Annotated in this window: 13 protein-coding genes and 1 pseudogene; 5 read left to right on the top strand and 9 right to left on the bottom strand. The window is 74.4% G+C overall.

Features of this window, described 5'->3' with window-relative positions:
- A pseudogene (locus tag N912_RS0147510) lies at nt 1-563 on the top strand (hypothetical protein); the annotation flags it as partial.
- 5 nt (nt 564-568) lie between these two features.
- Here N912_RS0147510 and N912_RS59455 read toward each other — a convergent pair.
- The 7 genes from N912_RS59455 to N912_RS59450 form a co-directional block, all read right to left on the bottom strand.
- The gene (locus N912_RS59455) at nt 569-1,471 is read right to left on the bottom strand and encodes a universal stress protein (RefSeq protein ID WP_037070388.1); all 903 of its coding nucleotides are present in this window, start codon (nt 1,469-1,471) and stop codon (nt 569-571) included.
- A gap of 121 nt (nt 1,472-1,592) precedes the next feature.
- Nucleotides 1,593-2,234 (bottom strand): acetate--CoA ligase family protein, encoded by a 642-nt coding sequence (locus tag N912_RS0147500; RefSeq protein WP_028927943.1) that lies wholly within the window; start codon nt 2,232-2,234, stop codon nt 1,593-1,595.
- Nucleotides 2,235-2,262: 28 nt separating this feature from the next.
- Entirely contained in the window at nt 2,263-2,880 is a 618-nt protein-coding gene (locus N912_RS64860) for a hypothetical protein (protein WP_169748089.1), read from the bottom strand.
- The gene (locus N912_RS0147490) at nt 2,796-3,785 is read right to left on the bottom strand and encodes a GNAT family N-acetyltransferase (RefSeq protein ID WP_156994452.1); all 990 of its coding nucleotides are present in this window, start codon (nt 3,783-3,785) and stop codon (nt 2,796-2,798) included. Before N912_RS0147490 ends, N912_RS64860 begins: the two co-directional genes overlap by 85 nt.
- Nucleotides 3,677-4,009, bottom strand: a complete 333-nt coding sequence (locus N912_RS64365; protein ID WP_028927940.1) for a hypothetical protein — start codon at nt 4,007-4,009, stop codon at nt 3,677-3,679. Before N912_RS64365 ends, N912_RS0147490 begins: the two co-directional genes overlap by 109 nt.
- A gap of 4 nt (nt 4,010-4,013) precedes the next feature.
- On the bottom strand, nt 4,014-4,631 hold the full coding sequence (locus N912_RS0147480) for a CBS domain-containing protein (protein WP_028927939.1): 618 nt from the start codon (nt 4,629-4,631) through the stop codon (nt 4,014-4,016).
- An 84-nt stretch (nt 4,632-4,715) separates the two neighbouring features.
- On the bottom strand, nt 4,716-5,183 hold the full coding sequence (locus N912_RS59450; protein WP_084212092.1) for a CBS domain-containing protein: 468 nt from the start codon (nt 5,181-5,183) through the stop codon (nt 4,716-4,718).
- Nucleotides 5,184-5,354: 171 nt separating this feature from the next.
- Between N912_RS59450 and N912_RS0147470 the strand changes: the two genes are divergently transcribed.
- Nucleotides 5,355-6,383, top strand: coding sequence for a zinc-binding dehydrogenase (locus N912_RS0147470; RefSeq protein WP_028927938.1), 1,029 nt, complete (start codon nt 5,355-5,357; stop codon nt 6,381-6,383).
- Nucleotides 6,384-6,476: 93 nt separating this feature from the next.
- Nucleotides 6,477-7,370, top strand: coding sequence for a universal stress protein (locus N912_RS0147465; protein ID WP_028927937.1), 894 nt, complete (start codon nt 6,477-6,479; stop codon nt 7,368-7,370).
- An 11-nt stretch (nt 7,371-7,381) separates the two neighbouring features.
- Here the strand turns inward: N912_RS0147465 and N912_RS61410 are convergent, their stop codons facing one another.
- The gene (locus N912_RS61410) at nt 7,382-7,627 is read right to left on the bottom strand and encodes a hypothetical protein (protein WP_156994451.1); all 246 of its coding nucleotides are present in this window, start codon (nt 7,625-7,627) and stop codon (nt 7,382-7,384) included.
- Between the two features lie 231 nt (nt 7,628-7,858).
- Between N912_RS61410 and N912_RS59440 the strand changes: the two genes are divergently transcribed.
- Nucleotides 7,859-8,779 carry a universal stress protein gene (locus tag N912_RS59440; RefSeq protein ID WP_051581801.1) on the top strand — a complete coding sequence of 307 codons (921 nt, stop codon included), beginning with the start codon at nt 7,859-7,861 and terminating at the stop codon, nt 8,777-8,779.
- Nucleotides 8,776-9,168 (top strand): CBS domain-containing protein, encoded by a 393-nt coding sequence (locus N912_RS59435; RefSeq protein ID WP_156994450.1) that lies wholly within the window; start codon nt 8,776-8,778, stop codon nt 9,166-9,168. The genes N912_RS59440 and N912_RS59435 overlap by 4 nt, the downstream gene beginning before the upstream one ends.
- 8 nt (nt 9,169-9,176) lie before the next feature.
- Here N912_RS59435 and N912_RS59430 read toward each other — a convergent pair.
- Nucleotides 9,177-9,585 (bottom strand): sensor histidine kinase (locus tag N912_RS59430; RefSeq protein WP_037070383.1); only part of this gene is annotated, 409 nt, incomplete at its 5' end.

Raw genomic sequence — 9,585 nt, 5'->3', positions numbered from 1 at the left:
AACGACACCTCTACGGCCAGGACTACCTGCTCGACTCCCTCACCGTCCGCCTCGGCGGCCGGGCCGCCGAGCTGGTCATCCTCGGCCAAGGCTCCACCGGCGCCGCCAACGACCTCGCCCAAGCCACCGAACTGGCCACCAAGATGGTCCGCGAGTTCGGCCTCTCCCAGCGCATCGGACCCGTCGGCTACCCCCGAGGCGGCTCGGTGTTCCTCGGCACCAGCGGCCCCGACCTGTCCAGCCGCCCCTACGCCGAAGCCACCCAGGCCGCCATCGACACCGAGGTCGCCCGCCTGCTCCGCGACGCCGAACAACGCGCCACCGACCTGCTCACCACCCACCGAGCCCAGCTCGAACGGCTCGGCGAGCGGCTGCTCGAGCACGAGACGATCGACGGCTCGCTCGTCTACCGGCTCGCCGGTACCGCCCAGCCCATCGACCAATCCGGCGCGGCCACCGTGGCACCCCACCGCACCCCGAGCGGCACCGGGGCGCAATCACCCGCGCCGGCCCATACCGATGATCATCCGGTTCGCCTGACCGGAGACACGGTTCCCTCGTAGCTCGTCTAGCTCGGATCCTTGGGTGCGGGAAGGTCCGTCGCCCGGACCACCGCGACCGGGCACGGCGCGTTGTGCAGCACGGCGTGGCTCACCGAGCCGAGCACAAGGCCGGCGAGCTGTCCGCGCCCGCGCGAGCCCACCACCAGCAGCTGGGCGTGAGCGGCCTGTTCGAGCAGCGTGTGCGCCGGCCGGTCCCGGACTACCACCCGCCGGACCTCGACGTCCGGGAACTTCTCCGCCCAGCCGGCCAGCCGCTCGGCGAGGACCTCCCGCTCGCGGGTCACGATCGTGTCCCAGTCCATCATCGGCGCCACCTGAGGGTCGAACAACAGGTCCGACCAGGTGTGCGCGGCCACCAGCGGAACACCTCGCAACGAGGCGGCCTCGTAGCCGAACGCGACGGCGGCTTCGCTGTGCGGCGACCCGTCCACGCCCACCACCACCGGCAGAATCGCCGACGAGTCGGCCGGTTCGCGTACCACCACGACCGGGCAGGCGGCATGTCCAGCCATGGCCGTCGCCACCGACCCGACGAGCAGCCCGAGGACGCCGCCGGCGCCGCGACCGCCCAGCACCAGCAGCGCGGCGCGCTCGGACTCGGCGCGCAACGCCTGGACCGGGTAGCCGGCCACGACCTCCTTCTCCACCCGGATCTCCGGCGCGAGCTCGGCCACCGCGGCCGCGGCCTCGTTGACCCTGGCGCGCAGGGTGGCCATCAGCATCGTCCGATAGTCCCTGGCCGCGAGCTCCGCTTCCAGCGGCAGTGCGTCGGCCCAGGCGAACGCGCAGACCAACCGCACCGCCAACCCCCGGCGGCGCGCCTCTTCGGCGGCCCACCGGACCGCGTCGAGCGCGGTCCGCGAGCCATCGACACCCACAACGATCGGACGCCCGGCCCGAGACGACATCGCGCTCCTCCTTCGTCGGCACCTGCCGATGAGCGTCGCATCGGCGACAGCGGGCGACCAGCGGCTCACGACCCCTGCCCGGGGGACCTTCGCCCCGCCCGGGCGAGAACCTGGTCAGCGCTCAGGTGGGCAGGCCGCGCAGCCACGGGTCGGTGGGCGTGGCGGGCGCCAGCCGCACCCGCACGTCCACGCCCACGGCTCCGGCCGGGCCGGCCAGCAGCGGGTTGACCTCGGCCTCCGCCACCTCGGGCAGCCGGGCGGCCAGCCAGGCGATTCGCCGTGCCGCGTCCAGCAGCTGGTCACGGACGCCTGCACCGGTCTCGCCGGTGAACAGCCGAGGCGCGGCGCGCAGCCGGTCGAGCGTGCCGTCGAGCTCGGCCTCGGTGGCCGGGAGCAGGCAGTGCACCCGGTCGGCGATCAGGTCGGTGGCGGTGCCGCCAAGGCCGACGGTGAACAGCGGCCCGAACGGCGGATGGCTGGTAACCCCGAGCAGCAGCTCGACCCCGCGCGGCGCCATCGGCTGGACCAGCACGCCACGCAGCTCGTCGCGAAACCGCTCCCTCAGCACCTGGTAGGCCCGGCGCACCTGGTCGGCGGAGTCGAGGCCGGTCAGCACCCCGCCGGCGCCGCTCTTGTGCAGCATCCCCGGCACGTCCGCCTTGAGCACGACCGGACCGCCCAACCGGCGCCAGCACCGCACCGCCTCGGCCGCGGTGGCGACCACCTCCACCGGGGTGAGCGGAACGCCGGCCGAGGCCAGCAACCCCGCCGCCGGCCCTGGCGCCAGCCAGTCACCGTCCGGGCGCGCGGCCAGCTCGGCGGCGACGATCCGCCGGGCGCCCCGCCAGGTCGACGCCGAGGGGTGCGGGCAACGGCCGATCGGTCGCGGCCAGCCAGCGGGACCGGCGCACCGCCAGCGACAGCGCCCGTGCCGCGACGGACGGATCGGCGAACACCGCCGGCGCAAGCGCCGAGGGCCCGGACGTGGCAAGGCGGTCGACGCCGACCGGCTGGCCGAGGCGCACCACGACCAGCGGCGTACCCGTCGCCATCGACCCGAGATCGGTCAGCGGGTCGCCCGCGTCGGTGGAAACCGCGACCGCAAACACCACGTCCACGGAGGGGTCGAGCGAGAGCTGCTCGATCGCGCACCGGAACGTCGAAGCCGGGACGGTCGCGGTGGCGTCCACCGGGTTGGTGACCGAGGCGGCGGGCGGCAACAGGGCGGCCAACGCCGATCGGGTCGCCTCGGTCAGCGTGGCCGGCCGCAGCCCGTAGCGGGTGCAGGCGTCGACCGCGAGCACGCCGCCACCGCCGGCGTTGCTCAGCACCGCCACCCGGTCGCCGGCCGGCGGCGGCTGTCCGCACAGCACGGCGAGGCCCTCGGTGGCCTCGGCGAGGCTGTCCACCGCGAGCACACCGGCCCTGGCGAACAGCGCCTCGCGCAGGACTGCGCGGCCACGCCGACCTGCCCGGCGCCGCAGGCCCGGCCAAAGTTCGCGTGCAGCCGAACCGACGGATCGGTGTTCACCAGCCCGAGGCAGTTCGGCCCGACCACCCGCATCCCGTACCGGGCCGCGACCTCGGCAATCCGCCCGGCCAGCGCCCCGGTCACCCCGGAGGAGAGCACCAGCAGCGCGCGGATCCCGCGCCGCCCGCAGTCCTCGGCCACCTCGGGGACCGCCCGGGCGGGCACGGCGAGGACGGCCAGATCGATACCGGTCGGCAGCTCGGCGACCGATCGGCGGCGGGCCGTCCCGGCGATCGTCGCGGCGCTCGGGTGCACCACGTGCACCGACCCGCCGAACCCGGCGTTGACGATCCGCCGCGGCACCATCGTCCCGACCGAGCCGGGCTTGCGGCCCGCTCCGATCACCACCAGCGAACGGGGCGCCAGCACCGCGCGCATGCTGGCCACGTCCGCGGTCTCCTGCCGGCGCAGCATCGAGTCCAGGTAGGGCCGGCCCGGCGCCGGCTCCAGCACCGACGCGAGACCGTCTGGCACGTCCAGCTCCACGTGGTCGACCGCCCCGTCCGGCCACAGGCGATAGGACAGCCCGCTGTCGCGGATGACCCTGAGCATGTCGTGGTTGACGACGAGCACCTCGGCGCCGAGCCGAGTCACCCCCTCGGCCCCCGCGATGGCCACCAGGAGCTCCAGCAGCAGCGAGGCCACCCCTCGGCGCTGCGCATCGTGCGCGACCGTCACCGCGATCTCCGGGACCCGGCCCGGCGGCTCCCGTCGATAGTGCGCGACCCCGAGCAGCCGACCACCGTGAAACGCGCCCAGCGCGACCACGTCGGCCCGAACCACGAGATCGGCCACCCCCGCGCGCTCGACGCCGACAGCGTGAAGAAGCGCAGGTAGGCATCGTCCGTGGGCAGCTCGCGATGCAGCGCCTCGACCTCGGCCCGGTCGCCGGGGCCCAGCCGGCGCAGCACGACCGGCGTGCCGTCGGCCAGCAGCGCCCGATGCTCGAACCTCGATCCGACCAGGCCGGCCGGGTCGCTGGCCGTACCGACGGTGGGGGATGTCACGGGATCAACCGGCGGTCGACTCGGCCCGGGCCGCGACCCTGGCTCGCGCCACGCCGGGCACCTGCTCGGCGAGCACCCGCGCGGTGTGCCAGTCCTCCGGCCGGTCCATCCGGTCGGACAGCAGCACCGCGCCGGCGTCGACGGCGACCTCGAAGCGGCCGAGCGTGAAGCACGACTCCAGCCGCACCCGTACCGCCGAGGCGATCCGTTCGTCCCGCCTCGCCACGGTGCGCACCAGGTCGCGGTAGGTCACCACGCCGGTGACCATCCCGTCCCGGCACACCGGTACCGCGCGCACCCGCGCCCGGCGCATCCGCTCGACCAGCTCGTGCACGTCGTCCCGACCGGTCACGGTGAGCACCTCGCGGGTCATCACCTCCCCGACGGTGGCACCCGGCTCCGCGCCGGCCCCGGCCGCACCCGAGGCGGCCAGCCGGGCCTTGGCCGGAAAACGATCGCGGACCAGGTCGCCCTCGCTGACGATGCCGACCAGCCGCAGCTCCTCGTCCACCACCGGCAGCACGGTGAACCCCCGCGCCGCCAGCAGCTCGGCCGCTCGCTTGACAGGCGTCGCCGCCGTGACCGTCACCGCCGGGGTGCTCATCGCCGCCTCGACACGCATGCTGGTCCTCCCTCGCCGTCTCCTCACAGCGTGTGCGGCGCCCAGGCGCCCCGGACAGGGCCGGTCGACCGCCCGGCCGATGCCCTAGGTCCCGAACGGCTCGCCCCTGGTCTGGCCGGCCATGCCCGCGCGGTGTGCCCAGGCCTCCCGTCCGGCCAGCTCCCGGCGGGCGACCGCACGCAGCACGTCCCGACGGCTGACGATCCCCACCAGCCGGCCGTCCTCCACGATCGGCACCGAACGGATGTTGGTGTCCAACATCAACGCCACCACGTCCGCGAGGTCCTCGTCTGGCGGCATGCTGGTCGGCGAGCGGGTCATCACCGCCGACACCGGCGGGTCCGGCAGCTCCCCGGTCACCACCCAGCGCTCGGGCAGCACCCGCCCTCGCACCAGGTCCGCCTCCGTCGCGATCCCGACGAGATGTCCCTCGGCGTCCACCACCGGCGCGCCGCCGAACCCGTGCGACACCAGCAGCGCCGCGGCCGCGTGCACCGGGGTATCCGCCCGCAGCGTGATCACCGGGGCGCTCATCACATCACGTGCCTTCATCGCCAACCTCCCTGCCCGATCCGGCAAGCAACCACGGTCCACCGGGCAGGCTCCCCGGCGCAGGGCCGAACGACCCCGACTTCGGCCCTCGATGACGGGACCTTGCGCCCTGCGCACGGATCCCTTCGCGCCGGCATGCTCGACGTTGCCGGCCGGCCGAGGAGGCACGCGATGGCCCGGAAGTCCCGTCGGATTCGGGTTGCCGCTTTCGGTGGGCCCGAACGGCTCACCCTCGTCGAGGAGCCGGAGCCGGAACCCGCGCTGGGCGAGGTCCGCGTTCGTTCCCTCGCCGTCGGGGTCGGCTACCCGGACCTGCTGATCCGCGAGGGCACCTATCCGGGCGGCCCGACCCCGCCGTTCACCCCCGGATACGACCTCGTCGGCACCGTCGACAAGCTCGGCGCCGGCGTCGCCGGGTTCGCACCCGGCGAGACGGTCGCCGCGATCACCGTCTTCGGCGGCTACGCGGACCTGGTGTGTGTCCCGGCGGAGCATCTCGCGCCCGTACCGGCGGGCGTCGATCCGGCCGAGGCCGTGTGCCTGGCCCTCAACTACATCACCGCCTACCAGATGCTCGTGCGCGTCGCCCACGCGCGGCCCGGGGCCAGGGTCCTGGTGCACGGCGCCGCCGGCGGAGTGGGCAGCGCCGCCCTCGAGGTCGCCCGCCCGGCCCGGCTCGCGGCGTACGGCACCGCGACCGGCGCCGGCCTGGACGTCGTTGCCAACCTCGGCGCGGCGCCCATCGACTACCAGAGCGAGCACGTCACCGCGCGAGTCCGCGAGCTCACCGGCGGCGACGGGGTGGACATCGTGCTCGACGGCATCGGCGGCGCCACTTCGTTACGGTCGTACCGGGCGCTGGCGCCGCGCGGCCAGCTCATCCTGTACGGGCACTACTCGACGTTGGTCGCCGGGCGGCGCAGCACCACGCGCCTCGCCGCCTTCTACGCTGCCGGGGCACTCGCCCTCGCGGCCAACGCCCTGCCCGGTGGGCGGCGGGTCCGCACCTATCGCAGCGCGATCACTCGTGACCTGCATCCAGACTGGTACCGCCACGATCTGTCCGTGCTGTTCCGCCTGCATGCCGACGGCCACCTACACCCGATCGTCGCGGCCCGTCTGCCGTTGACGCAGGCGCGGCAGGCCCATGAGCTGCTGGCCGGCGGCGAGGTCCACGGCAAGATCGTTCTGATGCCGTGAGGTGACTCTCGACCGTGAAGACGGGGGACTCCAGCCCTACGAGTGCCGACGCCCACGCACGAGGGTGGCGGCGAGAGCGAAGGGCGGTGGCGCATGAACACGCAGTCGATATCCACCCAGGTACCCGACGGAGCCGTGCTGGTGGGTGTGGATGGCTCCGACCACGCGCTGGCCGCGGTCCGCTGGGCCGCCGAGGAAGCGGTGTCTCGCGGGACGGTGCTGGCCATCGCGCACACCGCCCCGCCCACCGGGGGCGGGCACGCCAGGGCGATCGTGAGCCAGGCCCGGGCGGCGGCGAGTCAGGCCAGCGCGGCACGGGTCAGCTCGGTGGTGCTGGCCGGCTCCCCGGTACCGGCGCTGACCAGCGCATCCGAGCCTGCGGCGCTGCTCGTGCTCGGTATGACCGGCAGCGGCGGGCTCGGCGACATCCTGCTCGGCTCCACCACACTCGAGGTCAGCGGACAAGCTCGCTGCCCGGTCGTGGGCGTCCGCCGCTGGCCACCGGCACGTCGCCCGGACCCGGTCGTCGCGCTCGGCCTCGGCGCCCTACCGGCGGACGCCGCGGCCGTCCAGACGGCCTTCGACCTGGCCGACCGGCGCGCCTGGCGGCTCACCGTGGTGCACACGCACCATCCCGGGTTGCCCGACGAGGACCGAAACGAGCGCGACCGCAAGGCGTTGGCCGGCCAGCTCGCCGGGTGGTCACGACGGTATCCGGACGTCACGATCGGGTGGCGGCTGTGCACCGGCCCGCCTGAGAAGGCGCTGCTGGAGCTCGCCAGCCGTGCCGAGGTGGTCGTCACCGGCACCCGCCGGCGCGGACCGGCGGCCCGGGCGCTGCTCGGCTCCACCAGCCGGGCCGTGCTGCGCTACAGCCCGGCACCGGTCATCGTCGCCGGTCCGGACTCGCTCGCCACGGCGCCCGACACGCCGTGGTACGCCACGGACGTGCCGGACGACCCACACGCCCACAGCCAGCTCTGGTGATCACCAGATCCTCAGTCGGGGATGGGCAGCCGGCGCAACGCGTCACGGGCCACCAACAGGTGGTGTGCCACCTCCGCGGTCACGGCCTCGGCAACGAGACCAGGCGGCAGCCCATTCGGTGCCAGCGCCCGATAGCGCCACACCACGTCCTCCAACGCGGTCAGCAACCGCTCGGTAATGGCATTTTGACGAAACTGCCAGTCGTCGCTCGACAGGCCGGTCCTCGACCCGGGCGCGGACAATGCGGGCGCAGGCACTGCTCAACCTCCCGATACCCCTCGGCGGATGCGGTGACTCCCGCCCACCTTCTCGGTCCGCCTCGGCGAGCGGTAGGGACTTACGACCCAAGAACCCAGCACGCACGCCAGCCGGAGCGGGCGTCCCTGGTTGGGGTCTTTGGGCCTCGTGGGGTGGTCCTGGCTGCCCTAGGCCGGCACCCCTGTTCGGGGCCAGGCTGACGGGAGCTTGATGTGGGAGGAGGCAGGGCGATGGCACACACCGAGTCGGTGAGTGAGTCCCGGCCGGTCGTGGTGGGGGTGGACGAGTCGGACTCGGCGCGGGATGCGGCGTTGTGGGCCGCCGACCTCGCCGCGTTGTGGGGTGCGCCGCTGTGTTTGACCCACGCGGTCAACCGGGCGGGGACCGTGGCCTCGTCGACGCCGTCGTGGCTGCGGGAGCTGGGCGCGGCCGCCGAGCGTGCCGGCGCCACGCCGACGACCACCGAGGTCCGCTACGGCCCGGCGACCCACCAGCTGCTCGCCCGCTCCCGAGGGGCGCGGCTGCTTGCCCTGGGCAGCTACGGCGATGTGGGGTGGAGCGGGATGCTCGCCGGCTCCACCGCGCTGCCGTTGGTGGCCGAGTGCGAATGCCCGCTGGTCGTGGTGCGCGGCCATCATCCGGGCGTACCGCCACCGCGCCGCGGTCCGGTCGTGGTTGGCGTGGACGAGACCGACGCGGGCGCGCAGGCGCTGGAGTTCGCCGCCCGACTGGCCGACATCGGCGAGCACCGGCACCTGGTCGTGGTGCACACCTACTCGGACCTGGTGCGCGACCTCGCCGGCCACCCGCACAGGATCGACGCCGAGCCGGCCGAGCTGGGGCGGCGCGGCGCCGAGCTGCTGGACCGACGGCTGCGGCCGGTGCTGCGCCAACGCCCCGAGCTCCGGGTGCAGCAGCACATCCTGCCCGACACACCGCTGCGGGCGCTGCTCGACCACGCCCGGCAGGCGTGGCTGGTGGTGGTCGGACAACGCCGGACCGAGTCCCTCACCGAGCCGCCGGTGGGATCGACCAGTCGGGGCCTCATCGAGTTCGCCCCGTGCCCGGTCACGGTGATCCCACCCGCGCGGACGCGGACGTCGCCGGACCCGGGAGCGGCGGGACGAGAACCGGCGGGGACACCGCGGTGACCGCGCACCCGACGAAGGGAACGACGGCTCGGGTGCGCGAGCTGATGAGCGCGCCGGTGCTCACCACGACCCCTCGGACCAAGGCAACGGACGCGGCCCTGGTGATCGCCCTACGCGACATCACCTCGCTCCCGGTGCTCGACGACGGCCGGCTGGTGGGGATGTTCACCGAGGCCGACCTGGTGCGCCACCGTCCGGCGGCCGCTCAGGCTGCGTTGGTCGTCGAGGACGTGATGACGACGGTCACGCTCGTCGCCACGCCCGAATGTGCGGCGGCCGAGCTGGCCGACACGATGCGCCGGCGCGGCATCCACGCGGTGCCCGTGCTCGACAACGGCAGGCTGGTCGGCATCATCACCGGCAACGACCTTCGCGGCCGCACCCGGTAGACCGCGGTTCACGAGCCCAGCGGCGCGGTCCAGAGCAGTCGGGTGCCGCCGTGGGCGGCCGGTTCGACCACGAACGAGCCGCCCATCTCGCCGGCGCGCTGGTGGAGGTTGTGCAGCCCGCTGCGGGCCACGGTGTCCGGGATCCCCACCCCGTCGTCGACGACGTCGATGACCAGGTCGTCGTCCACGGACACGGTGACCGTCAGCTCGCGCGCTTGGGCGTGGCGTACCGCGTTGCTGACCGCCTCGCGGACCACCGCCTCGGCGTGCTCGGCCAGCGGGGCGGACACGACGTCGAGCGGGCCCGACATCCGCACCGTGGTGCGCAGCGGCACGTCCCTGGTCAGCTCGGTGATGACGTCGTGCAGCGTGGTGCGCAGCCGGGGCGCGCCGGTCGGGCCGGCCTGCAGGTCGAAG

The sequence above is a fragment of the Actinospineispora acaciae DSM 45401 genome (genome assembly GCF_000620785.1).
GTDB lineage: Bacteria > Actinomycetota > Actinomycetes > Mycobacteriales > Pseudonocardiaceae > Pseudonocardia > Pseudonocardia acaciae.
The sequence above is the reverse complement of the archived record's forward strand: the minus strand, read 5'-3'. Positions and strand labels throughout refer to the sequence as shown.